Here is a 23554-nt window from a genome sequence, read left to right on the forward strand (position 1 = left end):
AGGAATCGAATATGCAAGCACTCGACTTATTGCTCAACCGTCGCTCTATCGCCAAGTTAGAGGCTCCTGCACCACAACAGCAAGCATTAGACAATATTTTACACGCGGGCTTGCGTGCGCCAGATCATGGAGGATTAACGCCATGGCGGTTTGTGGTAGCGCAAGGAGAAGGGCTGGCAAAACTGGCGGCAATTTTAGAGCAAGCCGAGATCGCTAACGGCAGTGATCAATCGTTGATCAATAAAGCTCAACAAGCTCCATTTCGGGCACCGATGGTGATCACCGTGATTGCCAATGTTACCCACAGTGACAAAGTCCCCGCTTTTGAGCAGCATTTATCGGCGGGTTGTGCGGTACACGCAATGCAAATGGCCGCCGTGGCACAAGGCTTTCAAGGGATTTGGCGCTCAGGCCATTGGATGTTCCATCCGGTGGTTCGTCACGCGTTTAATGTACAAGGTGAGAGTCAGATCGTGGGCTTTTTGTATCTTGGTACCCCGGCCACCACGGCCGCGAGAGTGCCAGAACGTCGCTTAGCTCAGTTTGTCGAGTACCTGTAATTTGCGATGCGATCGACGAGATGAAAATCTCGCTGAGAGAAACAAAAAGGGCAGTCACGCCCTTTTTGTGTGACGGATTAACCGAGTCTCACTCACTGCAAGTGGTAACTAATCACAAAATCAATCAACAGTCGCACTTTCTCCGGCTGGTGATCTTTGTGGTTATACAACATATAAATATCGCGTGGGTTGGCACTCCAATCGGTCAACACTTGCACTAAGCTACCGTCATCTAAAAATTCATGCAGCATTACATCAGGCATTAGCGTGATCCCCAAACCGTCAGAACATGCACTGCGTACCACATTCAGTGTGCTCGCTTGAAAACGGCCATGATCGGCATTGACGATGGTTTCGCCTTGGCTATTGGTCAGTTGCCATTTGAGTAATGGATAACCTTTCAGCAGTTGATGGTGATGCAACTCTTCGGCATGGATCGGTTGTGGATGGTTGGCTAAGTAAGCTGGACTGGCGACCAAAATATCTTTAACCGTACCGATTTTGCGGGCAATCAGACTGGAGTCACGTTGTGGGCCAACCCGAAAAATGACATCCCATTCAGTGGGATCGAGTTCATCTGCTTGGTGATCCATCATCAACTCGATATCAATTTCAGGATAGCGTGCCATAAAGGCATTGAAGATCGGCATCATCATCCGTTTAGTGATATTGGTCGGGGCGGAAATTCGAATGCGTCCTGCGGCACCACGGCAATCATCGGTGATCTCCTCGGCCATTGAGGCTAGGCGGGCAAGCAGCGGCGAGCATTCGTTATAAAATCGCTCACCCGCTTCAGTCAGGGTTAGCTTACGCGCATGACGATTGAGCAACCTAAGATTCAGTGACTCCTCTAACGCTTGAATACGCCGAGTAATGGTGGCGACGGGGATCATGGTTTTCTTGAAGGTTGAGGTATAACTGCCATGTTCAACTACCAGCCGAAACAGGTTTAGGTCATCTAGTTTCATCATTTTTGACACATTATGTTGCAATACTGACTAATCTATACATATATAAGCGGTGAAAATTTGCGTCATGTCAACTTGTGTGACGATTTGTAAAAACCATATATTTAGCAATTTCGCCGTAAACCCTCGCCTGATCCTAGGGCGGGGATATAAGGCGTAAAGTTCGAAGAACTTTAATCTGGTTTCGATTGGCTATCAACATAAGCTCGGAGTGTGTCAATGGTGGCTCCGCCTGCACTGCAAGCAAAGTAAGATCTAGACCATAAAGCAGCACTCTTGCTTTGCCTTGTTAAATGCGTGTTTTGCAATCTCAACATTCGTGATGAAACAGCTTTAAGATTATTAACCATTACGCTGATCGAAAGCTTTGGTGGGTACGCAACAAGCAAATGAATATGATCTTCTTCACCATCCATTTCAATTAAATCACACTCTAATTTTCCGCAAGCTGACTCAAGCGCATCCCTTAATTGCTCGATCATCACGCCAGTAAGTAACTTGCGTCTGTACTTTGTCGTGAAAACTAAATGCACAACCAACTTGCTTACGCTGTGACGTTTTCTAAGATAATCACTTAACAATTCTTTATTAAGTACACTCACTTTACAAAACCTATTTAACTTAAGAATATATGGGCATTATACAGGTGAGCACTGAAATGTTAAGAGCAACAAAAGTACGCATTTACCCAACGCAAGAACAAGCTGAGTTTTTAATGGCTCAATTTGGTGCTGTGCGTTTTGCGTATAACAAAACTCTGCATTTAAAGTCTCATATGTACCGCAAACATGGTGTCACACTGAATCCAAAAAAGGATATAAAACCACTGCTTGCCGTTGCCAAGTAATCCCGCAAATACCACTGGCTGAAGCAATATGATTCCATCGCTTTGCAGCAATCGGTGATCAATCTTCATCAAGCCTTCGATAACTTCTTTAATCCGAAGTTAAAAGCCAAATACCCGCAATTCAAACGCAGACATGGCAAGCAATCTAGCTACCACTGTGTCGGTGTAAAGGTGCTAGATGGTGCAATCAAGCTCCCTAAAATGAAACCTGTAGAGGCGAACATTCACCGAGAGATTGCGGGTGTAGTTAAAAGCATTACGGTAAGCCTGAGCAAAACAGGTAAGTTCTACGCATCAATCCTTGTTGATGATGGAGTAGAAGCACCAGCGCCGATTCACACAGTGAGAAAGGTAACAGGTATTGATCTAGGTCTGTCTCACTTTGCCATTGAGTCGAATGGCAGAAAGACAGCCAACCCAAGATTTGTAAAACGTGCTGAGAAAAACCTCAGACGTAAACAGCGCCAGCTATCCAGAAAAGCAAAAGGCAGCACCAATCGAGCGAAAGCTCGACTACTAGTTGCTAAATGCCATGAAAAAGTAGCGAATGCTCGCGCTGATTTTCAACACAAACTCTCACGAACTCTCGTTGACGAAAACCAAGCGGTGATAGTTGAGACATTGAAATCAGCCAATATGATGAAAAACCGCAAACTAGCAAAACATATTGCTGATGCCTCATGGCATAGCTTTGTTGCGAAACTGGAATACAAACTGAAAGAGCAAGGTAAGTATCTAGTTAAGCTCGATCAGTGGTACGCCAGTTCTAAAACCTGCCATTGCTGCGGTCATAAAATGGAAGAAATGCCCTTATCGGTTCGCAAATGGGATTGCCCGTCTTGCGGCACTACAGATATAGATCGGGACTTAAATGCTGCTCTTAATATCCGTGATAAAGGCATTCTGGAATTAAAGGCGGCTGGACGGTCGTTTCTGCTTATGGAAGCTGCGTAAGTCTCGATACTATCGAGCAACGGCTAACGAAATAAGAAGCATCGCCTGATAAGGCAGTGAGAAGTCACTGATAGAAGAAAATTTAGCCCCTAGGGTTTGTGTAAAGCCGGTTTCAGCGCTATTTTTAAATCAATCAATAATTGCTGTCGTTCGTCATAAATTAGCGATAATTTGTGCACTTCGTTTTAGTGTGAGGTCGAAGTTTATGTACCCATCTCACTTCTCAGAGAGTAGTGGAGAAGAGAATCCAGTTTGCCCTCAAAAACTGATTTTACTGGTCGATGATGATCCGATTTTTCGCTGCATGATCAAAAACTTTCTTGAGCGTCAAGCTTATCAAGTGCTAGAGGCTGAAAATGGTTTAGAGGGCTTACGCCAACTGCGTGAGAATCGACCAGATCTGGTACTGTGCGATCTCTCAATGCCGATCCTCAATGGCATGGAGTTTGTCGAAGAGGTTAGCCTTATCTATCCGTCACTGCCTTTAATTGTGGTTTCTGCGACCGAAGAGATGTCGGATGTAGCCAAGGCGCTGCGTATTGGGATCAAAGATTTTTTAGCCAAGCCGATTGTTGACTATCATAAATTGACCCGTTCAATTGAGCATGTCTTGGCCAGCCGTAGCCAAGAATGTGACTATGCCAGTTGGTTTGCGGTTGATGATCAAGCTGGTCTCAATGAGCAAAAAGAGCTGCATTGGCATTTGCAATATTTGCAGCAGGATCCGGCGGCGGCGAAGCAGTTGCTTGCGGCATTACTGCCAGCGACTGATGGCCAACACGGCGCTTGGAAATTCAGCTATCGCTTATTGCAGTCGACGGAATCTATGCCGTTAGTATTTGATTATGCGCGGCTTAATAATGGACAGTTTGCCTTTTATGCGGTTGATGCGGCGAGTCATCAGCAGCGGGGATCGGCTTCGACTTTGCTGCTTTATGTACTGTTTCATAACTATATACGCAATTTAGGTAATGCTCGGCTTGAGCTCAAAGATCTGGCTGAAATTGTCGAGCGAGGACTTGGCTGTGCCGAGTATGTTGGACCGGTGGCAGCATTGTTTGGTGTGGCAGATTTAACCGAGGGTAAACTCTCGCTGTTGCCTGCCGGATTGGATTGCCAGTGGTCAAATGGTTTGTTACCACAGTCTATTCATGGCGGGATTACGCTTGGTGAAAACTGTTTGCGTAACTTTATTACCCAAGATTTACCCATCGGGTCAGCGGGTCAAATCATAGTCAATAAACCGAGCGCCTATCGCCTGAGCTTGGATCTGCAGCGGGGTTGATTCGCCAAATGTTGAGGTATCATAAGAGAAACTCAACATGCAACACCAAGTCGTTTGGATATATTATTTTTTCGGTTTTATGGCCGCATTATTGATCCCCATTTTGCCCGCAATCTTGACTTGGATTCGGATCGTCAATGGTTACGCGAGTTTTTAATGTACACATTTCTACAACGCTGGTTATTTACGGTGATTGGCATAACCAGTCTATGCCTAGGAATCGTCGGCATTTTTGTTCCGATATTACCGACCACACCGTTTATTCTGCTCGCGAGTGCCTGTTTTTTGCGCAGTCATCCTCGTGTACATCAATGGTTGGTGCGGCACCCTAGCTTTGGACCGCTGATCCAACATTGGCAACAATATGGCGCGGTCAGCCACACGACCAAAAAGCGTGCAATATTTTTTATGCTGATCAGCTTTGCTTGGTCGATTTGGATGGTGCCTTGGTGGTGGCTTAAAATCGCACTGTTGATTGGGCTTGTGCTTTTGATCACTTGGTTTATTCGCCTACCGACTTATGAGCTGGTTGCTAAGCAACAAGAAAATCACTAGCATTAGCGAGAAGTGTGCCCACTGTTCGAGTGGGCTTTGTTTTTTCTGTGCTGTATCGCCCTGATTACGCTAAGTAAAAGGGATCTAACGGCACTGAAATTGTTTTGTTCTCACTTATTTGTTGATCATTTAGGTGACTAAGCCACTAAAGCTAAAAGTAATTATGACAACTGAAACTCTTGCACTGATCAAATCCAGCATTAAAAGTATTCCAGACTATCCAAAACCAGGCATTTTATTTCGTGATGTCACGAGCCTGCTGGAAGATGCCACCGCTTATCAAGCCACCATTCAACTGTTGGTCGATAAATACCAAGCGATGGGCTTTACCAAGGTCGTGGGTACCGAAGCGCGTGGTTTTCTGTTTGGCGCACCGTTAGCATTAGAGCTGGGCGTTGGTTTTGTTCCTGTGCGCAAACCGGGCAAATTACCGCGCGCGACCATTGCTCAATCTTATGATTTGGAATATGGCACTGATACGCTAGAAATTCATGTCGATGCGATTCAAGCAGGTGACAAAGTGTTAGTGGTTGATGATCTGCTCGCGACCGGTGGCACCATTGAAGCAACGACCAAACTGATCCGTCAATTAGGTGGTGAAGTGCAACACGCGGCTTTCGTTATCAACCTACCAGAAATTGGTGGTGATAAGCGTCTTGAAGGGTTAGGCTTGCAGGTTTACAGCATCTGTGAATTTGAAGGTCACTAACCGACAACGGATATTGCAATGAGTTATCTGGCTTTAGCACGCAAATGGCGTCCGACACGCTTTAATGAAGTGGTTGGGCAAGCCCATGTTTTAACCGCTTTAGAGAACGCTTTGGCGCAAAATCGTTTGCACCATGCGTATCTATTTAGTGGTACGCGAGGTGTGGGTAAGACCACGATTGGTCGCCTATTTGCGAAAGGGCTCAACTGCGAGACTGGTATCACCGCGACGCCATGTGGCCAGTGCGCCACTTGCCAAGAGATTGATCAGGGGCGCTTTGTTGATCTGTTAGAGATTGATGCCGCATCGCGTACCAAAGTGGAAGATACGCGTGAACTGCTTGATAACGTGCAGTACAAACCGGCGCGTGGCCGCTTCAAGGTTTACCTGATCGACGAAGTGCATATGCTGTCACGCCACAGTTTTAATGCGTTGCTGAAAACACTCGAAGAGCCACCGGAGTACGTGAAGTTTTTGCTGGCGACCACAGATCCGCAAAAATTGCCGGTCACCATTTTATCCCGCTGCTTACAGTTCCATCTAAAGCCAATCAGTGTGGAAAATATTCAGCAGCAACTGGATAAAGTGTTACAAGCGGAACAGATCACTTGTGATCACAAAGCGCTCAAGCTACTCGCTCACGCTGCGGATGGTAGTATGCGTGACGCTTTGAGTCTCACTGACCAAGCGATTGCGCTGGGTAATGGGCTGGTGAGAAGTGACCTCGTGGCGCATATGCTCGGTACATTAGATACCGACCAAGCGCTGCATCTCCTGCAAGCCATCAGCTTGCAAACGCCGCAAGCGGTCATGGATTGCATCGAAACGCTCGCCCAAAATGGCGTGGAGTGGGATGGTCTGTTGCAGCAACTGGCGAGCCAATTGCATCGGATTGCGATGTACCAAGCTTTGCCAGCTACGTTAGATAAATCACTGCCTGAGGTGGCGCGGATTGAGTCGCTGGCCAAAGCGTTAACACCACAAGATGTGCAGCTCTACTACCAAATTGCGTTAAAAGGGCGGCAAGATCTGCCGCTCGCTCCGAGCGCGCGGATTGGGATTGAAATGCTGCTGCTGCGTATGCTGGCGTTTCGTCCATCGAATGTCTCTTTGGCGAGCGTGATTGCGCCGCCCAATACATCAATGATGGCTTCAGCGGTCGCTGAGCCTCAAATGCCCACGCCTGCACCGCAAGCACCATCGGTTGTGCAGCCTAGCGTGGCACAACCCGCATCACAAACGATGCCGCATTCTGTAGCTCCGCCGATAATGGCTGCTGAACCTGTGCTGGAAAGAGCTGCTTCGCTCGCTCAGCGCGAAGAGCAGCCACACAGCACACCAGACTCTGTGGTCACCCATACCGATACGCCAACTCCAGCGAGCATGCCCGCTTTAGCTGGGCTACGTCATCAGCTGCGCTCTAAGCGTCAAGAGGTACAAAATAAAGGGTCAGATGCAAAAAAGTCTGATGCGGCATCCGCACCTCCCGCTTCCGCGCTAGAGCGTATTGCGCTGCGCGCGCAGCAAGTGCCGGTGTCGCCCCCTGACAGTGATGACGATGAGTTGGAGCCGGAAGAGGAAATCTATCAATGGCGTCCGATGCAGCCAGTCGAGATGGTGGTGAAAAGCGAGGTCACTCCTACGCAATTGAAAAAAGCGCTAGAGTATGAGAAAACGCCAGCCATGGCGGCCAAGTTGATTGAAGAGGCCGTGGCGCAAGATGCTTGGTCTGCATTGATCCAGCAGCTAGCTACCGCCAAATTGGTCGAGCAGTTAGCACTCAATTCAGCGTTTAGCCGTCAAGGCGATCAGATAGCCCTAACCCTGCGTCCTAGTCATGCGCATTTGCAACATGACAAAGCACAGCAAGAGTTAGAGCAGGCGTTGCATCAAGTACTTGGTGAGGCTTGCCATTTGCACATCTCAATTGGTGAAAGTGGCGAAACGCCGCTTGAACTGCGTGAGCGGCTCTATCTCAATAAGCGCAGCGCAGCGCTGCACAACTTACAAACGGATCCACATGTCCAATTTATTGAGCGTCGTTTTAATGCGCAGTTGGATAGTGATAGCGTACAACCCATTTAACCGGGGTTGAAACCCAAGTGTCTCACCCCCACTTTATGTAAAACATTTAACCATAACCAGAGAGATAAACATGTTTGGTAAAGGCGGAATGGGCAACCTGATGAAGCAAGCCCAACAAATGCAAGAACGTATGCAAAAGCTGCAAGAAGAGATTGCGAACATGGAAGTCACCGGTGAATCTGGTGCTGGTCTTGTTAAAGTGACCGTCACTGGTAGTCACAATGTACGCCGGGTTAACATCGATGAAAGTCTGATGGAAGACGATAAAGAGATGTTGGAAGATTTGATTGCAGCGGCATTTAATGACGCGGCTCGTCGTATCGAAGAGACACAAAAAGAGAGAATGGCCTCGGTGACTGGTGGAATGCAATTGCCACCGGGCATGAAAATGCCATTCTGATCTGAGCGAACTTTATGCGTACCAGTCATATGCTGGAACATTTGATGGAAACCTTGCGTTGCTTGCCGGGCGTTGGTCCTAAATCGGCGCAGCGCATGGCATTTCATCTGTTGCAGCGCGATCGTAAAGGCGGCTTACAACTGGCTGAGGCACTCAGTCAGGCGATGGTGGAAATTGACCATTGTCAGGAGTGCCGCACCTTTACTGAGCAGGATGTTTGTCATATTTGCAGCAATCCTAAGCGTAAAGAAAATGGTCAGTTATGTGTGGTGGAAAGTCCGGCGGATATTGCCGCGCTAGAGGCCACCGGTCAGTTTTCTGGTCGCTATTTTGTGTTGATGGGCCATCTGTCGCCACTGGATGGAATTGGGCCGAGCGACATCGGCCTCGATACACTCGATTATCGCTTACAACGCAGCGACATCAGTGAAGTGATCTTAGCTACCAATCCAACCGTGGAAGGTGAGGCGACCGCGCAATACATTGCCGAGTTGTGTCGTGAGCATCAAGTCACCGCAAGTCGCATTGCACATGGTGTTCCCGTGGGCGGCGAACTTGAGTTGGTGGATGGCACGACCTTATCGCATTCGCTGTTGGGCCGTCACAAACTGTTTTAACTCAGCCTCAAAAATTACAATGCCGCTCGATGAGCGGCATTCTTTTATCTGTGCTTGTCTTTTCTCTGTGTTTGGAGGCGAAGTCGCGTAGCGGAATCCACGTTATGCTTAAGTTAATTGCTCAAGCTCGGTTAAATTGGCGAGGGCTTGCTGATTAGTTTTTCCACAAACGACAGGGCAGGCTTTGAAAGCGTGGCACACTTTTGGGCGCTCAGGGTGGCCAAATAGCTTGCACAAATTATCCTCATTGAGCTGAATGCAGCGCACCCCAGCCGGTTTGCCGTGTGGCATGCCCGGGATCGGGGAGGAAATACTCGGTGCGATACAACACGCTCCGCAGCCTAATCGACAATCCATCATGCTCTCTTTACACGGGAAAAATGGGCGGCCATGCTAACAGAAAGCGTGGTTAACGGAAAGCTAGGCTAACCGAAAGCTTGCTAGGATGCACTGAGTTGCTCTTTTGTTGCACTTTGGCTGCGCAAAGAGTATAAATCGAGCCCCAATCGATTAAGCGTAAGACACTGCAATGAGTACACCCTTCTGGCACAGCAAAACTTTAGACCAAATGACCGAAGCTGAATGGGAATCGCTGTGCGATGGTTGTGGCAAATGCTGCCTGCACAAACTGATGGATGAAGATACCGATGAAATCTACTACACCAATGTGGCGTGTAGCTGGCTTAACAGTCAAACTTGTAGCTGTAAAGATTACCCTAATCGTTTTAGCTCTGGCGAAGAGTGTTTAAAACTGACCCGTGACAAAATTGCCGAATTTATCTGGTTGCCTGAGACTTGTGCTTACCGGTTGTTGGGCAGTGGTCAAACGCTACCTGAGTGGCACCCGCTGTTAACTGGCTCGAAAGATGCGATGCATGCCGCGGATGAAAGTGTACGCGGGAAAGTGGTGTATGAAGTGGATGTGATTGATTGGGAAGATCATATTGTGCTGATGAGCCGAGATTAAGCGCTTTGCTCATCAATGGTGATGTTAGAGAACCCAAACGCCTTGCTACTTGCAAGGCGTTTGTCTTCCTGCGAAAGCCAACATCGCTGCAACTTCAAGTCGGAAGGGGATAAACCGCGTTATTTCTTTGGTTGCGCATCAATGCATTGACCATGCACCGCGCGCCCTTCAGGAGCCATTAAATACAGATAGAGCGGCATTATATCGAGCGGAGTTTTTAACTGCTCAGCATCCTCTGCCGGGTAGGCTTTGGCACGCATCGCGGTGCGGGTTCCCCCTGGATTAATCGCGTTGACGCGAATGGTTGTTTCGCTCAGTTCATCGGCCAAAATTTGCATCATGCCTTCGGTGGCGAATTTTGACATGGCGTAGCTGCCCCAGTAAGCGCGCCCACTATGCCCGACTGTTGAGCTGGTAAACACAATTCGAGCATCGCTGGATTGATGCAGCAGTGGCAGTAACGCTTGGGTCATCAGCAACTGTGCTTTGACGTTGACTTGCATCACTTGATCAAAACAGGCTTCACTAATTTGTTCAAATGGGCCTAACGTGCCGAGTAACCCCGCATTGTGTAGCACACCATCTAAACGGCCAAACTGCTCGGCAATGCTGTCGGCCATATCCAAATAGTTTTGTTTGCTGGTGCCTTGCATATCCAAAGGCATTATCACTGGGGTTGGGTAGCCGGCCGCTTCAATCGCATCATAAGCCTGTGCGAGCTTTTCAACATTACGGCCGAGTAGGATCACCGTCGCCCCATGTGCGGCAAAGCTTAATGCTGCTTGTTTGCCGATGCCATCGCTGGCTCCGGTGACTAAAATCACTTTCTCTTTCAAAGCGGCTGTTGAAACTGAATAATTCACGTCTTATTCCTTATTATTGTTTAGCTCTTCCTGCTGGCAAACTCTGTCTAAGGCGCGTCAAAAATCCAAGGTTGGTTGCGTTGGAAGAGGATTTGCTTTAAGTCTGCGTGACAAGGTGGTTACAATACACCAATTCGTATTCAAGAAGGATGAATCACTTGGCGTTTTTGTTAGAGTATGGCCTGTTTTTGGCCAAGATAGTGACGGTGTTAGTCGGATTGGTGGCGCTGCTCGTGATCGTAAAATCACTCGGTGCACGCAGTGGTGGTGCCAAAGGGGAGTTGGAAATCACCGATCTGACCGAGCAATATAAACACACGGTTGAGCATTTAGAAGCTTATCTGCATGACGAAGCGTTTTTAAAAGCGCGTGATAAAGCGGATAAGAAGAAAGAGAAAGCGGAGCAGAAAAGTCGTGAAAAATCGCTTAAGCAAGCGGCTAAACAAGGCGATCTAGCAAGCAAACGTGACTCGCATCTGTTTGTGCTCGATTTTCATGGCAGCATTGATGCCAAAGAAGTGGCTTCGCTGCGTGAAGAGGTGAGCGCGATTTTAGCGGTTGCCGAAAGTGGCGATGAAGTACTACTGCGCTTGGAAACCGGTGGTGGTATGGTACATGGTTACGGTTTGGCATCATCACAACTGGATCGCATTAAAGCGGCTGGCTTACCACTGACCATTGCGGTGGATAAAGTGGCGGCCAGTGGCGGTTATATGATGGCCTGTATCGCCGATAAAATTGTCAGTGCGCCATTTGCGATTGTCGGCTCGATTGGGGTGGTGGCTCAGTTGCCAAACTTCCATAAGCTACTGAAGAAAAATGATATCGAGTTTGAGCAACTGACTGCGGGCGAATACAAACGCACCCTAACCATGTTTGGAGAAAATACCGATAAAGCACGGGATAAATTCAAACAAGAGTTGGAAGAAACGCATCAACTGTTTAAAGACTTTATCGCCGAGCGCCGTCCAGCGCTGGATCTGAATCAAGTTGCCACTGGTGAACACTGGTTTGGCACGCAAGCCAAAGCACTGGGATTAGTCGATGACATTCAAACGTCGGATGATTTGATCAGTGCCGCGTGCAAAACCAAAAAGGTATTGCAACTGCATTATGTGCAGAAGAAAAAGCTGGCCGATAAATTAGCTGGTGTGGCAGGAGAGGCGGCTGACAACGTGCTACTCAAACTGATCAGCCGAGGTCAACGTCCCTTGGTATAACGATCATAGGTATAACGATCATAGGTATCACGTCCTAGGTATATACCCAAACAACTTGGAGTTGCAGGTAGGCGGCAAGTGAGTGAGTCCCCATGAGCATAGACAAACTATGTGATTGGGGTGAACGAACGTCGCCAACCGCTGCAGCTTCAAGTAGGAAGGGTGTTTGCTAGTCAGCGCTCTCACCAGTCCAACGCGCTTAGCGTGAATTCTAAGCGCGTTTTTGTATTTGATGAGGTGAGGGTTGCTTAATCTAAACAGCCGGTGGCGGAGAAAGTCTCCAATTTGTGCATGTACTCGCTCAAATCGCCAATATGGTTTTTGACCCACTCTGGGTTGTAATAGGTATCCAGATAGCGTTCACCGCTATCGCATAACAGAGTGACAATCGAACCTTGCTCGCCACGCCGCTTCATTTCACACGCCAGTTGTAGCGCGCCATACAGATTGGTGCCGGTTGAGGCTCCAGCCTTACGGCCAAGAATGTTCTCCAACCAATAAATGGTGGCAATGCTGGCCGCATCGGCGACTTGGCGCATCTCATCCACCACATCAGCAATAAAGCTCGGCTCAACTCTTGGGCGGCCAATCCCTTCAATTTTGCTGCCACACTCACCAGTCAAGTCAGGATTGCGAGTGTGGTAGTAGTCATAAAATACCGAGTTTTGTGGGTCAACCACGCACAGTTTGGTGTTGTGTTGCTGGTAGCGAATAAAGCGTCCGATGGTGGCCGAAGTGCCGCCAGTCCCTGGGCTCATCACAATCCAACTCGGCACTGGGTGTTGCTCTAATTGCATCTGGCTGAAAATACTCTCCGCGATATTGCTGTTGCCGCGCCAATCGGTGGCTCGTTCAGCGTAAGTGAACTGATCCATATAATGGCCTTGCAGCTGTTGGGCGAGGCGATGAGATTCGGCGTAAATCTGATCCGAACGATCTACAAGGTGTGCTTTGCCACCATAAAATTGAATTTGTTCGATTTTTTTGCGTGCAGTGCATTTAGGCATCACCGCAATAAAGGGCAGGCCAAGCAGGCGAGCAAAGTAGGCTTCGGAAACGGCCGTGCTGCCGGAAGAGGATTCAATAATCGTAGTTTGTGGCCCAATCCAGCCGTTACATAAGGCATACAAAAACAGTGAACGGGCTAAGCGATGTTTGAGAGAACCGGTGGGGTGGGTACTTTCATCTTTCAAATAGATATCGATCCCAGCGACGCAAGGCAGATCAAGTTTGATTAAATGGGTATCGGCAGAGCGTTGATAGTCGGCTTCTATTTTGCGGATCGCACTATTGATCCACTGATGGTCAGTACACATAACGACGTTTCCTTGTTGAATGACTGATTCAGTGTAACCAGTCACACTGAGAAAAACTTTGCCATTTTTGCTGTATTTTTGTAGTTTTGGAGAAAAATTTTCTCTCTACATCGAGGTTACTATGTTACTGGATCCAGTTGATCGGCAAATCTTGGCGATTTTGCAACAAAATTGCACCATATCGCTCAATGAGTTAGCCCAGACTGTGAATTTAACCACGACACCTTGTTGGAAACGTTTAAAAAAAATGCAAGAGAGTGGGGTGATCCGGGAGCGCGTCGCACTGCTCGATGCAAATGCGCTTGATCTTGCGTTTACCGCTTTTGTGATGGTGACCACCAATAACCATTCTCACGCATGGTATTGCCGCTTTGTCAGTGTGGTGGAGGAATTTCCCGAGGTGATGGAGTTTTATCGTATGGCCGGTGAATACGACTATATGATGAAGGTTTTGGTCAAAGATATGGCTTGTTTTGACCAGTTTTATAAAAAACTGGTCAATAGCATTGAAGGTCTGAACAAAGTGACCTCGACTTTTGCGATGGAGTCACTCAAATACACTACACAATTACCGTTATAAAGAGCGTGTTTTAGTTCAAAAAGCGCATCACGCCTTCTTGCACCGCAGTTGCGATCAAATTGCCTTGCCGATCATAGATTTCTCCACGCACTAAGCCGCGTGTATTGCTGGCAGTTGGACTTTCGATCGCATACAGTAACCAATCGTCCATTTTGAATGGGCGATGAAACCAGATCGAGTGATCGATAGTCGCAACTTGGAATTTAGGGGTCAGCAAGGAAACGCCATGCGGATGTAATGCCGTGGTGAGAAATCCCCAATCTGAAGCATAACCGAGTAGGTATTGGTGAATTAGTTGATCCTGTGGCAGATTGCCGTTGGCACGGATCCACAAATACTGTTTGGGTTCAATTTTTTGTGGTTTGAGCGGATTGACCACGGTCACTGGGCGTATTTCAATCGGTTTTTCGCCACACAAGGTTTTTTGCAGTTTTTCTGGTAGGAATTGAGCAATCTGCGCGGCTAATTCAGTTTCAGAGGCAAAGTTTTCCGGTCCTGCTACTTGCGGCATGCTTTTTTGATGCTCAAATCCCGGCGCTTCGCCATGATAAGAGGCGGTTAAGTAGAAAATTGGCCGCCCATTTTGAATCGCTTTGACCCGGCGGGTACTAAAACTTTTACCATCGCGCAGGTTTTCTACATCGTAAATGATCGGTTTTTCAGGATCGCCCGGATACAAAAAATAGCTGTGGAAAGAGTGTACAGTACGGTCTGGTTCCACCGTGTAGCGAGCGGCAGAGAGTGCTTGACCGATCACTTGACCACCGTACACTTGCGGCAACCCTATGTGCTCACTCGCGCCGCGATATAATCCCTCTTCTAGCTTTTCCAATTGCAGCAGTTTTAGCAGCTCATCTAACGGTTTACTCATTATTTACGATCCTTTTTGTCTATTTCGCTGATCTTGGGATGCGAGTCAGATATTTGTCAATCATCTCGCCGCGCAATGACACAAATATCGCAATGGCATATAATTTGCTGGTTTGCCAATTCGATATTTTTCCAGTGTAGTGAGGCTTTATGAAAAAGGTTTTTTTGGTTCTGTTCTCGGTGCTGTCGACGGGGCTGCTCAGTGGATGTCAATTGAGTGAATCCAGTCAGGAGCAAGATAAAATACAATCCATCACGGGCACTGTCGCTTATCGTGAGCGAATTGCACTGCCCGATAATGCGCTGGTGACGGTTTACCTACAAGATGTCTCATTGGCCGATGCTCCAGCAACGGTAATTGCCAAACAAAATTTTATTACCAATGGGGCGCAGATACCACTGGCGTTTAATTTGAGTTATGACCGCAGTAAGATCAATCCGAGCCACCGTTACAGTGTCAGCGCGCGAATTGAGCTTGATGGTACGCTACGTTTTATTAGCGATAGTCACTATGCGGTGATCACCGATGCGGATGCGACTAAGCAAGTGGATATGATGTTGGTCGGCGTTCATAGTCAACCGTAAAAGGATCACTGAGCTAGCGTGATGACCCTGCGTCATTGAGTCAATGCAAGGACAGCAAGATAGGGCAGCGGTATTGGCGCTGCCCTTGTGGTTTCCACCCGCTTGGTTAAGGTTGCTATAGTGGATTAAGGTTGCCACTGATGGTGGTGTAACGATATTTTCCCCGTAGGACTCACCTCGACGCCTTCTGCCAATAGATGTTGCTGTTGGCGAACGAAATCTTCTCCTGATAGTGATATTTTTCCTTGGCTATTGATCACCCGATACCACGGTAGTTGGCTATCGGCCGGTAGCTGACTGAGCGCTTTACCGACTTGACGGGCATAACCCGGATAACCGGCCATTTTCGCCACCGCACCATAAGTTGCTACCTGATCAAACGGAATTTGGTGAATCACGACAAAGATCTGTTGTAAAAATAGGTCCATAATGCAAAAGCCCGCAATGATTTACCAAGGATAGGTATAGGGAGTTGGCATGTTATTGTCTACCTTACAATTTTTGAGCGCTGCCTTATGTTCAATGGCTGCGGCACATGTGGTGGGAGTGAGTGACGGAGAGATCCCCATCATCGCCTTTTTGATCCCGAGTTTATGGTTAACCTTACGCTTTTCTAGCCTAGTATTGCTAGTCACGCTGGGGGCTTTTGCCGCCACTTTGCCATTGCAACCCGTCGCTTTATCGGTGAGTCAATGGGTAGTGATCCCGTTATTGATGGTGGTCTTTTCTGCGCGCAGCAATTGGCGAGTGGTCGCGGTATGCGCATGGATGGCAATCACCTTATACGTTGGCATCATGGTAACTCAATCTGCCGGCAAACTGGAAGGTTCACCGCTGATTACTCTAGGGCAATTATTGCTGGTGATGCTGACATGGTGGGTGGCACGCGGTTGGCAACCAAGCCCTTCTCATCATTGGTGGGCGTTAGGCTTGCTGGTGCCACTGTGGGTTGCGGAGCAATTTGATGCCGTCGCCATCGCTTTGCTGCTCACCGGCATGTTGGCCGCGGGTGAGCCGTTACTCTCCAAATCTGCCTCTGTGATCAATTGGAGCCATTTATTGGGGTGGAGTTTGCCTTGTGTCAGCTTTGCTACGTTAGTGCTCTCACCAAGTATTGAAATCCCCAAGCCCGTTTTCGTGCTATGGATATCAATCTTAGCGACGGCATGGATAACCGATTATGTGTTAAAAAGCACTGAGCAAGCACCTCAGCCGTAGCAAAAGGTCAGTAACTGGTGAAATGCTGCTCGCTTAGGTTGGTCTATCGATCGAAATCAGTATTATCGCTTGCATTGGTTAAGTCGATGTTTAATAATCGCCCTGCTTTGGAGACAATCCAAACTCAAATCGATGGGGGCCCTGGTCCTCCCGCAACACTAGTTCGTGAACCTGGTCAGATCCGGAAGGAAGCAGCCATAGCGGATGACGTGTGTGCCGGGATGTGGCTGGGGCCTCCGCCCATCTGATGTTTGCAAAATAAGTTCGCATAAATTGCAGAATATTTCGCAAATTTGCACTATAAGTCTGCATAGACTACGTTTTGTTGTCGGTTTACAACAAAGTGAGTTGGCGATGTTTGATCAGACGAAGTAATCATCTCTCGGACACAACCTCTGTAAGTTCATGAACTTGAAGAATGATGCTGTTGTTCGCACTCTCTCCATTCTGGAGTTCGATTTCTGTTTTCACCTCGAATACCACCCAAATATCAAAAGTTTTACCTCTCAACCTTTTGGTTTCCACTATCAATTCAATAACCGTAAGTGCCGATATACTCGTGACTTTTTAGCAATAGGCCACAATGAGCAATCAACATTCTTCGAGATCAAACACTCTAACCAGATTCTTAAACCTGATTTTAGGGAGCGCTTTGAAGAAAAGCAGAGAGTAGCGTTGAGTGAGTTCAACAGACGGTTAGTTCTCGTTACTGAGAAGCAAATCAGGGGGCCAACTTGAGCAGGAGCATCTGACTCAAGCTGGCTTTGGAGATTAGGTTAGTAATTTCAATGTTCCTCTTGGAATTCGAGCTCTGGCGTTTGTTCGGAGCGGCGTAGGGTCTCACTTGCGATTAACATCGAGACGCTAAGAATGAATAAAATAACTGGTAGCAGGCTAAAAGAGAGATGACCAAATACAATCCCCATTGCTGGAGGTATAACGGTGATTCCCACGTAAGCCGTCGCCATAGAAAGACCAATGATTGCCTGTGATGCACGTTTACTAAAACGCTTAGGCGTTAAGTGAAGCGTGTTCGGGTAAACCGGAGCACAGCCTAGGCCGATTAATATCAGGCTTAATTGCGAAACTAATGCAGAGATAGGTAGCAATAGCCCCACGACGCCAGCGACGATCAACAGGATCCCAACACGCACCATGCTCTCTTCTTTGAATCGTTCTGCAATCAAACCACAAACGAATCGACCTGCAGTGATACCCAGGAAGAACATCGCAGTCCAAAAGGCTGCGTTAGAGGCAGACAGTCCATTTTCTGCTGTAAGGTAACTTGCAGCCCAAAGGCCTGTTCCCGCTTCTAATGAACAGTAGCAAAAGTATAAGAAAAGCTGCGCCTTTACTCGCGGAATACGCAATGCTTCTCGGTTGCTGATTGGCATTTGGTCTCGCTCTTCAGAGTCCTGAGTCTCTTCTTGAGCCATTCTCTTCCAAAGTGGCAGTGTCGCGAATAATGCAACCACCAAGGTAAACTGAATAATAGAGAGTGTTAGGTAGCCATCACGCCACCCTTGATCCACAGCCAGATAACTTGCCATGATGAATGGCCCAGCCGTTGCGCCTACGCCCCAAAAAGAGTGGAGGTAATTCATGTGTTTAGATTTATAGTTGAGCGCAACAAAATTGTTTAACGCGGCGTCAACCGCACCAGCACCAAGTCCAAGAGGAATGGCTAACAGCGCCATACTTAAGATGTAATTCGATAAAGTAAAACCAAATAAAGCGAAGGCCGTTGCTAACACACTAAATGTGAGCACCTTTCCTGTACCAAAATAAAAGGTAATACGTGCAGCCAATAGGCTCGAGAGAACCGTACCCGCGCTCACTATGAGTGAGATAGCACCCGCGTGTTCGATAGAAGTATTAAGATCTTGGCTGATGGTCGGCCAAGCTGAGCCTAAAACCGCATCTGGTAAGCCAAGACTGATAAAGGCGAGATAGATAATGGTGAGTAATAACATGACGTTGATTTCTAGTAGTTAGCTATCGCTAGTGGTTTATTTGTTTTGTGGGAATATACTCTCACAACATAGTCAAAGCTATGGATATACTTCCAACTTATATGACGATTCTATCGAGATTAGAAAATGCAGGTTTATGACATAAAGACAGATAATCACGGGCAGGAGTTAACCACGCATGGTGATGCGTCTTTCCCATGTGCCTCTTACGATGAGTTGTTTTCGCATTTTCTAAACGGTGAAGTGCCATGGCATTGGCATGATGAGGTAGAAGTCGTTTTCGTCGCGAAAGGCGAGAAAAAACTAGAGTGTATTAGACATTCAACGGTACTCAAACAGGGCGAGATGGTCTTGATAAACTCAGGAATATTGCATCGCTTTACTGATGTAGGAACTGAGGATTGTCGAATATTGAATGTATTGTTCAAGCCTCGTTTGTTTGGCGGCGATCCTGCTAGCCTTTTGTATACGAAATACGTCAAACCTATCGTCAGTAATCGCAGTTTTCTGTTTTATCAATTCAAGTCACAACAATCGTGGCAAGCAGAAGCGATCGCTCAGCTTCGCAATGGTTTTAGTGCGTGGGAATCATCAGGTATTGGCTATGAGATGATAATGACCGCCAGTTTGATGCAATGCTGGATGCTCCTTTGTCGTAATGAATCTCATCTTTTAAGTGAGGGAGAGAAAGGTTCTGGAAACGAAAGACGGGTACAAAATGTGATGCAGTTTATTCAATCGCATTATGCTGAAAGTATCTCGGTTGCAGACATCAGCGCTGCTGCAAATATTAGTGAGAGTGAGTGCTATCGTATGTTCAAGCAGACTCTCAATTGCACGCCAAATGGTTACTTGATGAGTTACCGCTTACGCTCTGCAGCAGGAATGCTAAGTGATTCATCAAGCAAGGTGACAGAAATAGCACATAGTGTCGGTTTTAGTTGCCCAGCCTATTTTGCGAAAAAATTCCGTCAGAGTTATGGTGTGAGTCCGAAGCAATATCGCACACAAGTTCTGGCTAGCATCACCCTCTGGTAGCAGAGGCCATCAGTAACATCGTTCAGTCTCTCCTCATTTCATTAAACTCAGCAAATATTTACACGCTGCTTTTGGATCGTCTGCATGACAGATGGCTGATAGCAGTGCTAAACCGTGTACTCCGGTTGCCGTGAGATCTGGAATGTTGGTTTGGTTGATGCCACCGATCGCGACGATGGGGAGGGAGGTTGTGTTGAGCGCCATCTTCAATCCATTGATCCCCCAGTGCTTTTTAGTATTGGTTTTGCTTGGTGTGGCATAGATGGCGCTTAAGCCGATGTAATCAATCGGCAGGGCGTCGGCTTCTGCAAGTTGTTGTTCATTTTCAATTGATAAACCTAGGATTTTATTGGGGCCAATCAGTTGACGTGCGATGTGCGCTGGCATGTCCGATTGACCGAGATGTACGCCATCAGCATTGACGGCGAGTGCGACATCCACTCGGTCGTTGATGATCATCGGGACATTGGTGCCTTGGAGGATCTCTTTTACCGCGAGGGCTCGCGTAATAAAAGCACGGACATCACCATGTTTTTCTCGAACTTGCACCATAGTGACCCCTCCTTGTACCGCTTTGCTGACCACCCGCTTGAGTGTGGCTAAATCTTGTTGGTCATCGGTGACTAAATACAGACGATAGGCATTCATGGGGTTTCCTCACTGCCACCAACCTTTGTGATGAGTTGGGGCATTCTGTTCATTGGCTCGTTTTTTTTGGGTTAATCAATCGAATTTTCAATGACCTGTAGCTTGAGTCGCTTGGTTAATGTTTGGTCATCAAGTCGATATAACTCGTCAAGTAAAGTGAATTGTAAGCTGCCGGGTCCACGCGCTTGTTCTGCTGCGATTTCACCGGCTACGCCCAGCACTGCGGCGGCAGCCAAACCGGTGTGATCGCCCACTGCGGCAAAGGCACCCGTGAGTGCGGTTAGGGTGCAACCCATTCCGGTGACGTATGGCATCATCGGATGGCCATTGTGTAGGCTTACGATGCGAGATGGGGTGACGATGTAATCGGTCTCGCCGGAAATGACCACGTTTGCGCCGTAGCTCGCGACGAGAAATTGAGCGGCGCCTAAGGCTGCATCACTAGAGTCTAGGGCATCCACTCCTTTACTTTGTGCTGGCTGACCGGCGAGCGCAATAATTTCTGAGGCGTTACCACGAATGATCAGTCGATCCGCCAAGCGCGCAATCTGGCGGGAGGTTTCAGTTCTCAAGCCGCTAGCGCCGCAGCCGACAGGATCAAGCACGACGACTTTATGCTGGGCATTCGCTTGCTGTACCGCGAACCACATGCGTGGTGTCCAAACACTATCGAGCGTGCCAATGTTGATCACCAGTGCCCCAGCCAAGGCGATCATTTCTGTCATTTCTTGTTGTGAATGGGCCATGATTGGCGATGCACCGATCGCCAGCAGAGCGTTGGCCGTGTTGTTCATCACCACGTAGTTAGTAATGTTAACCACCAGTGGTTTTTGTTGGCGCACTGCGTTTAACGTTTGAGTGATTTGTTCAATTAACATGTCGATTTTCCCTATTTGCCTTGTTTAGCGTTCAAGCCTTGTTGCCAGAAAGCCACTTCCATGCGTGTTGCGGTTTTGAATACCTCAATCAGATTTTGACCGCGTTGGCTATTGAGGTCGATTTCAGCTAATAGCTGGTTAAAGTGTTGCGTGCCTTTTTCAACCCCAGACTGGAACTCTGCTCCACCATAGAGAGTGATCCAACTTGCGTAAGGATTACCGGCGATGACGGTGTTGTTATCGTTGATCAGCATTTTGCCGATAGTCGCATAACCGATAGAGCAAGGGGCTAATGCCGTGTACAGGTCAAGCAAATCACCGCTCATGCCCGCATCCAACACATAGCGCGTATAGGCGACGGTGCCAACATCTTCCGGTTCATGTTCCAGATCGGACTCGGTTAGTCCCCACTGCGCACAGTAAGTGACGTGATGAGCAATTTCTGACTCTAGCAGCGCCTGAACACTCGGCAATGCCCGGCGCATGTCATGCAATGTGCGAGCTTTATAAATCGCTAACGCGTAAGCGCGAGCATATTGTTTGAGAAATAAGAAATCCTGTTTGAGATAGTGCAGAAAACAGGGCTGAGCCAGTGTTGCTTGTGCTAATTGTTGTACGAAAAGGTGTTCGGTATATTGCTGCCAATCTTGACGGCATGCGTTGATTAAATCTTGGGATTGCATAAGGGGATAACCTCGGGCTCAGTCAAAATTAGGTAGGTAATCTTTCGCTTGTGGGCGTGTTGCAATGATGTTTTGCGAGTACATGAACTCGGCATAATCGTCATAGCGTTTTAGATCAATCGCGGATGGACGAAGCGCGAAACGGGTCAAGGTATCATTCCAAGCGCGTTGATTGAGTGGGTTGTTGAGCGTATCTGGCGAGTAAGCGACAAAGGTGGCCCAAGAGGATTGCGGATGGTTGATGATGTGCATGGTGGCTCGTTCAAGCGCTTTGTTGAAGGCTGTGATCGCTTGCTTATCGTAGGTTTTGGCATTGGCGACAAACACCAGTTCATCATATGCCGGAACGCCATATTCTTCAGGGAAGAACGCTTTGGCTTGGTAACCTTCTAACGCGAGTTGGTTTATTTCGAAGTTGCGCAGTCCCCCCCAAATCGCATCCACTTTGCCTGAGGCTAAAGATGAAGAGAGCGCCCAGCCGACATTGATGATTTGTACTTCCGACAGCTTGATATTTGCTTGGGCCAGCATAGTGCCGATGGTTGCTTCTTCATTACCTGCGATTGTAATCCCAATTTTCTTGCCTTTGAGATCGGTAAGGCTGTCATGCTTGCCGTTGTCTAGCACCATCATGGTATTCAGCGGTGTCGCGATCAGTGTCGCGGAGCGGATCAGTGGCAGTCCGGCGGCCACATCTATGATCAGGTTTGGCTGGTATGATATCGCCAGATCCATTTTACCTGCAGCGACCAGCTTAGGCGGCATACTGGGATCGGCTGGCTCTTGAATATTGACTTTCAAACCTTGCTCTTTGAAGTAGCCAAGCTGCTGAGCAACAATGATCGGGCCGTGATTGGGGTTCACGAACCAATCTAACATCAACGTTAGCTCTTTTTGTGCCGCAAGGGCGTGAGTGGCGATAAGCGATGCCAGTAGAGCGGTCGCGCGAATAAGTTTGTTTCTGTTCATAAGGGTGATCCTTTACGTTATCTTGATTGCTGTTGCCAAGGTATGGCTTTTTTCAATAATCTGTCCGTGATGAAATAGAGTGCGATAGAGAGCACGGCAAGGATAAACAGCGCGGCAAACATCTCATCGATCATCATCCGTGCGTTGGCTTGCAGCATCAGATAACCCAAGCCAGCACTGGATCCAACCCACTCTCCGACGACCGCACCGATAGGAGCGATCACCACCGCAACCCGAATACCAGAGGCCAAGGTGGGTAGTGCTGCTGGTAATTGAATGTGCCACAGTAGTTGCCATTTCGAAGCGCCCATGGTTTTCGCCAGATCGAGGTATCCGGTTGGGGTATTGCGTAAACCGTCATAACAGCAGGTGGTCACAGGGAAAAAGATGATGATCGCCGCCATCACCACTTTGGAGGCAATCCCATAGCCAAGCCACAGCATCAGAATGGGCGCGATGGCAAACACCGGAATGGCTTGGCTGGCGATCAGTAGCGGCAGTAGCCAACGTTTTAGTGGTTCGTACAGCAACATTTGTAGTGCAAACAGCAAACCCATAGACAAACCAAGCCCTAGACCGAGCAAGATTTCCTGTGCGGTGACCCAAGTGTGTGCGAGTAACACGGGGTAGCGAGAGAGTAGCCGCTGCAACACATCCTGCGGTGCTGGCACAATAAAGCTCGGTATATTGAAGGTCATGACTATCAGTTGCCACAGGCCTAAGATGACTGCGGTTGTGATCACTAAGCGTAAGATTGGATTGCTGA

27 protein-coding genes, 1 other RNA gene and 2 pseudogenes are annotated in these 23554 nt (G+C 47.9%); 17 read left to right on the plus strand and 13 right to left on the minus strand.

Translation table 11 applies throughout. The features are described 5' to 3' along the window. The first annotated feature begins 11 nt into the window (after positions 1 to 11). A complete protein-coding gene (locus G7083_RS10205) occupies positions 12 to 560 on the plus strand; it encodes an NAD(P)H nitroreductase (RefSeq protein WP_166014671.1) in 549 nt (182 codons plus the stop codon). A 92-nt stretch (positions 561 to 652) separates the two neighbouring features. Here the strand turns inward: G7083_RS10205 and G7083_RS10210 are convergent, their stop codons facing one another. Beyond that, positions 653 to 1528, minus strand: a complete 876-nt coding sequence (locus tag G7083_RS10210) for a LysR family transcriptional regulator (protein WP_166015039.1) — start codon at positions 1526 to 1528, stop codon at positions 653 to 655. Positions 1529 to 1701: 173 nt separating this feature from the next. Continuing rightward, complete coding sequence (gene tnpA, locus G7083_RS10215; protein ID WP_166014672.1) at positions 1702 to 2130, minus strand: IS200/IS605 family transposase; 429 nt, start codon at positions 2128 to 2130, stop codon at positions 1702 to 1704. 56 nt (positions 2131 to 2186) lie between these two features. Here tnpA and G7083_RS15170 point away from each other — a divergent pair, with 56 nt between their 5' ends. From G7083_RS15170 to recR, 8 genes are all read left to right on the plus strand, one after another. Further along, positions 2187 to 2375: a helix-turn-helix domain-containing protein gene (locus G7083_RS15170; protein WP_240911905.1), complete on the plus strand. Its 189-nt coding sequence runs from the start codon at positions 2187 to 2189 to the stop codon at positions 2373 to 2375. 18 nt (positions 2376 to 2393) lie between these two features. Continuing rightward, positions 2394 to 3329, plus strand: a complete 936-nt coding sequence (locus G7083_RS15175; RefSeq protein ID WP_277347130.1) for an RNA-guided endonuclease TnpB family protein — start codon at positions 2394 to 2396, stop codon at positions 3327 to 3329. 205 nt (positions 3330 to 3534) lie between these two features. Next, a complete protein-coding gene (locus G7083_RS10225; RefSeq protein WP_166014673.1) occupies positions 3535 to 4614 on the plus strand; it encodes a response regulator in 1080 nt (359 codons plus the stop codon). A 156-nt stretch (positions 4615 to 4770) separates the two neighbouring features. Next, positions 4771 to 5169, plus strand: coding sequence for a YbaN family protein (locus G7083_RS10230; protein ID WP_166014674.1), 399 nt, complete (start codon positions 4771 to 4773; stop codon positions 5167 to 5169). 163 nt (positions 5170 to 5332) lie between these two features. Next, positions 5333 to 5878, plus strand: a complete 546-nt coding sequence (gene apt, locus G7083_RS10235) for an adenine phosphoribosyltransferase (RefSeq protein ID WP_166014675.1) — start codon at positions 5333 to 5335, stop codon at positions 5876 to 5878. Positions 5879 to 5896: 18 nt separating this feature from the next. Continuing rightward, positions 5897 to 7963, plus strand: a complete 2067-nt coding sequence (dnaX, locus tag G7083_RS10240; RefSeq protein WP_166014676.1) for a DNA polymerase III subunit gamma/tau — start codon at positions 5897 to 5899, stop codon at positions 7961 to 7963. Between the two features lie 70 nt (positions 7964 to 8033). Beyond that, positions 8034 to 8363, plus strand: coding sequence for a YbaB/EbfC family nucleoid-associated protein (locus tag G7083_RS10245; RefSeq protein WP_166014677.1), 330 nt, complete (start codon positions 8034 to 8036; stop codon positions 8361 to 8363). 14 nt (positions 8364 to 8377) lie between these two features. Continuing rightward, positions 8378 to 8980: a recombination mediator RecR gene (recR, locus tag G7083_RS10250; protein ID WP_166014678.1), complete on the plus strand. Its 603-nt coding sequence runs from the start codon at positions 8378 to 8380 to the stop codon at positions 8978 to 8980. Positions 8981 to 9088: 108 nt separating this feature from the next. Here recR and G7083_RS10255 read toward each other — a convergent pair whose 3' ends face one another. After that, positions 9089 to 9337 carry a YkgJ family cysteine cluster protein gene (locus G7083_RS10255; RefSeq protein ID WP_166014679.1) on the minus strand — a complete coding sequence of 83 codons (249 nt, stop codon included), beginning with the start codon at positions 9335 to 9337 and terminating at the stop codon, positions 9089 to 9091. 172 nt (positions 9338 to 9509) lie between these two features. On the opposite strand from G7083_RS10255, the gene G7083_RS10260 reads away from it, so the two are divergent. Then, positions 9510 to 9947, plus strand: a complete 438-nt coding sequence (locus G7083_RS10260; RefSeq protein ID WP_166014680.1) for a YcgN family cysteine cluster protein — start codon at positions 9510 to 9512, stop codon at positions 9945 to 9947. Between the two features lie 119 nt (positions 9948 to 10066). Here the strand turns inward: G7083_RS10260 and G7083_RS10265 are convergent, their stop codons facing one another. Beyond that, positions 10067 to 10810, minus strand: a complete 744-nt coding sequence (locus G7083_RS10265) for a YciK family oxidoreductase (protein WP_166014681.1) — start codon at positions 10808 to 10810, stop codon at positions 10067 to 10069. Between the two features lie 158 nt (positions 10811 to 10968). Between G7083_RS10265 and sohB the strand changes: the two genes are divergently transcribed. Continuing rightward, complete coding sequence (sohB, locus tag G7083_RS10270) at positions 10969 to 12030, plus strand: protease SohB (protein WP_166014682.1); 1062 nt, start codon at positions 10969 to 10971, stop codon at positions 12028 to 12030. Positions 12031 to 12278: 248 nt separating this feature from the next. Here the strand turns inward: sohB and G7083_RS10275 are convergent, their stop codons facing one another. Then, a complete protein-coding gene (locus G7083_RS10275; protein ID WP_166014683.1) occupies positions 12279 to 13346 on the minus strand; it encodes a PLP-dependent cysteine synthase family protein in 1068 nt (355 codons plus the stop codon). 121 nt (positions 13347 to 13467) lie between these two features. Between G7083_RS10275 and G7083_RS10280 the strand changes: the two genes are divergently transcribed. Beyond that, entirely contained in the window at positions 13468 to 13926 is a 459-nt protein-coding gene (locus G7083_RS10280; RefSeq protein ID WP_166014684.1) for an Lrp/AsnC family transcriptional regulator, read from the plus strand. A gap of 10 nt (positions 13927 to 13936) precedes the next feature. Here G7083_RS10280 and tesB read toward each other — a convergent pair whose 3' ends face one another. Next, positions 13937 to 14797, minus strand: coding sequence for an acyl-CoA thioesterase II (gene tesB, locus G7083_RS10285; RefSeq protein WP_166014685.1), 861 nt, complete (start codon positions 14795 to 14797; stop codon positions 13937 to 13939). Between the two features lie 149 nt (positions 14798 to 14946). Between tesB and G7083_RS10290 the strand changes: the two genes are divergently transcribed. After that, positions 14947 to 15381, plus strand: a complete 435-nt coding sequence (locus G7083_RS10290) for a YbaY family lipoprotein (RefSeq protein ID WP_166014686.1) — start codon at positions 14947 to 14949, stop codon at positions 15379 to 15381. 125 nt (positions 15382 to 15506) lie between these two features. On the opposite strand, the gene G7083_RS10295 is transcribed toward G7083_RS10290, so the two are convergent. Then, positions 15507 to 15809 (minus strand): MGMT family protein, encoded by a 303-nt coding sequence (locus tag G7083_RS10295; RefSeq protein WP_166014687.1) that lies wholly within the window; start codon positions 15807 to 15809, stop codon positions 15507 to 15509. A 49-nt stretch (positions 15810 to 15858) separates the two neighbouring features. Between G7083_RS10295 and G7083_RS10300 the strand changes: the two genes are divergently transcribed. The 3 genes and pseudogenes from G7083_RS10300 to G7083_RS10310 form a co-directional block, all read left to right on the plus strand. Next, positions 15859 to 16599 carry a hypothetical protein gene (locus G7083_RS10300; protein WP_166014688.1) on the plus strand — a complete coding sequence of 247 codons (741 nt, stop codon included), beginning with the start codon at positions 15859 to 15861 and terminating at the stop codon, positions 16597 to 16599. A 139-nt stretch (positions 16600 to 16738) separates the two neighbouring features. Beyond that, positions 16739 to 16835: signal recognition particle sRNA small type (ffs, locus tag G7083_RS10305), an RNA gene on the plus strand. Between the two features lie 169 nt (positions 16836 to 17004). Further along, positions 17005 to 17334 (plus strand): annotated as a pseudogene (locus G7083_RS10310) (TnsA endonuclease N-terminal domain-containing protein); the annotation flags it as partial. 50 nt (positions 17335 to 17384) lie between these two features. Here the strand turns inward: G7083_RS10310 and G7083_RS10315 are convergent. After that, on the minus strand, positions 17385 to 18572 hold the full coding sequence (locus tag G7083_RS10315) for an MFS transporter (RefSeq protein ID WP_166014689.1): 1188 nt from the start codon (positions 18570 to 18572) through the stop codon (positions 17385 to 17387). 126 nt (positions 18573 to 18698) lie between these two features. Here G7083_RS10315 and G7083_RS10320 point away from each other — a divergent pair, with 126 nt between their 5' ends. Then, a complete protein-coding gene (locus tag G7083_RS10320; RefSeq protein ID WP_166014690.1) occupies positions 18699 to 19610 on the plus strand; it encodes an AraC family transcriptional regulator in 912 nt (303 codons plus the stop codon). Positions 19611 to 19643: 33 nt separating this feature from the next. Here G7083_RS10320 and thiE read toward each other — a convergent pair whose 3' ends face one another. The 5 genes and pseudogenes from thiE to G7083_RS10345 form a co-directional block, all read right to left on the minus strand. Continuing rightward, a complete protein-coding gene (gene thiE / locus G7083_RS10325; RefSeq protein WP_166014691.1) occupies positions 19644 to 20258 on the minus strand; it encodes a thiamine phosphate synthase in 615 nt (204 codons plus the stop codon). A gap of 71 nt (positions 20259 to 20329) precedes the next feature. Then, positions 20330 to 21136 carry a hydroxyethylthiazole kinase gene (gene thiM, locus G7083_RS10330; RefSeq protein WP_166014692.1) on the minus strand — a complete coding sequence of 269 codons (807 nt, stop codon included), beginning with the start codon at positions 21134 to 21136 and terminating at the stop codon, positions 20330 to 20332. 11 nt (positions 21137 to 21147) lie between these two features. Further along, on the minus strand, positions 21148 to 21819 hold the full coding sequence (locus G7083_RS10335) for a TenA family protein (RefSeq protein ID WP_166014693.1): 672 nt from the start codon (positions 21817 to 21819) through the stop codon (positions 21148 to 21150). An 18-nt stretch (positions 21820 to 21837) separates the two neighbouring features. Further along, on the minus strand, positions 21838 to 22788 hold the full coding sequence (locus G7083_RS10340; RefSeq protein WP_166014694.1) for an ABC transporter substrate-binding protein: 951 nt from the start codon (positions 22786 to 22788) through the stop codon (positions 21838 to 21840). A 17-nt stretch (positions 22789 to 22805) separates the two neighbouring features. Continuing rightward, positions 22806 to 23549, minus strand: a pseudogene (locus tag G7083_RS10345) (ABC transporter permease); the annotation flags it as partial. Between the last annotated feature and the right edge of the window lie 5 nt (positions 23550 to 23554).

Source organism: Vibrio sp. HDW18 (genome assembly GCF_011306175.1).
In the GTDB taxonomy this organism is placed as follows: domain Bacteria; phylum Pseudomonadota; class Gammaproteobacteria; order Enterobacterales; family Vibrionaceae; genus Vibrio; species Vibrio chanodichtyis.

Bases quoted from the DNA above. Each gene is read 5' to 3' on its own strand.
- G7083_RS10335 (WP_166014693.1), bottom strand. From the start codon at position 21,819: ATGCAATCCCAAGATTTAATCAACGCATGCCGTCAAGATTGGCAGCAA.
- G7083_RS10230 (WP_166014674.1), top strand. From the start codon at position 4,771: ATGTACACATTTCTACAACGCTGGTTATTTACGGTGATTGGCATAACC.
- apt (WP_166014675.1), top strand. From the start codon at position 5,333: ATGACAACTGAAACTCTTGCACTGATCAAATCCAGCATTAAAAGTATT.
- G7083_RS10245 (WP_166014677.1), top strand. From the start codon at position 8,034: ATGTTTGGTAAAGGCGGAATGGGCAACCTGATGAAGCAAGCCCAACAA.
- G7083_RS10340 (WP_166014694.1), bottom strand. From the start codon at position 22,788: ATGAACAGAAACAAACTTATTCGCGCGACCGCTCTACTGGCATCGCTT.
- G7083_RS10320 (WP_166014690.1), top strand. From the start codon at position 18,699: ATGCAGGTTTATGACATAAAGACAGATAATCACGGGCAGGAGTTAACC.
- G7083_RS10295 (WP_166014687.1), bottom strand. From the start codon at position 15,809: ATGGACCTATTTTTACAACAGATCTTTGTCGTGATTCACCAAATTCCG.
- thiE (WP_166014691.1), bottom strand. From the start codon at position 20,258: ATGAATGCCTATCGTCTGTATTTAGTCACCGATGACCAACAAGATTTA.
- G7083_RS10210 (WP_166015039.1), bottom strand. From the start codon at position 1,528: ATGAAACTAGATGACCTAAACCTGTTTCGGCTGGTAGTTGAACATGGC.
- G7083_RS10255 (WP_166014679.1), bottom strand. From the start codon at position 9,337: ATGGATTGTCGATTAGGCTGCGGAGCGTGTTGTATCGCACCGAGTATT.
- G7083_RS10290 (WP_166014686.1), top strand. From the start codon at position 14,947: ATGAAAAAGGTTTTTTTGGTTCTGTTCTCGGTGCTGTCGACGGGGCTG.
- G7083_RS10315 (WP_166014689.1), bottom strand. From the start codon at position 18,572: ATGTTATTACTCACCATTATCTATCTCGCCTTTATCAGTCTTGGCTTA.
- thiM (WP_166014692.1), bottom strand. From the start codon at position 21,136: ATGTTAATTGAACAAATCACTCAAACGTTAAACGCAGTGCGCCAACAA.
- tesB (WP_166014685.1), bottom strand. From the start codon at position 14,797: ATGAGTAAACCGTTAGATGAGCTGCTAAAACTGCTGCAATTGGAAAAG.
- G7083_RS10225 (WP_166014673.1), top strand. From the start codon at position 3,535: ATGTACCCATCTCACTTCTCAGAGAGTAGTGGAGAAGAGAATCCAGTT.
- G7083_RS10260 (WP_166014680.1), top strand. From the start codon at position 9,510: ATGAGTACACCCTTCTGGCACAGCAAAACTTTAGACCAAATGACCGAA.
- G7083_RS10275 (WP_166014683.1), bottom strand. From the start codon at position 13,346: ATGTGTACTGACCATCAGTGGATCAATAGTGCGATCCGCAAAATAGAA.
- G7083_RS10205 (WP_166014671.1), top strand. From the start codon at position 12: ATGCAAGCACTCGACTTATTGCTCAACCGTCGCTCTATCGCCAAGTTA.
- dnaX (WP_166014676.1), top strand. From the start codon at position 5,897: ATGAGTTATCTGGCTTTAGCACGCAAATGGCGTCCGACACGCTTTAAT.
- G7083_RS10280 (WP_166014684.1), top strand. From the start codon at position 13,468: ATGTTACTGGATCCAGTTGATCGGCAAATCTTGGCGATTTTGCAACAA.
- G7083_RS10300 (WP_166014688.1), top strand. From the start codon at position 15,859: ATGTTATTGTCTACCTTACAATTTTTGAGCGCTGCCTTATGTTCAATG.
- recR (WP_166014678.1), top strand. From the start codon at position 8,378: ATGCGTACCAGTCATATGCTGGAACATTTGATGGAAACCTTGCGTTGC.
- G7083_RS15170 (WP_240911905.1), top strand. From the start codon at position 2,187: ATGTTAAGAGCAACAAAAGTACGCATTTACCCAACGCAAGAACAAGCT.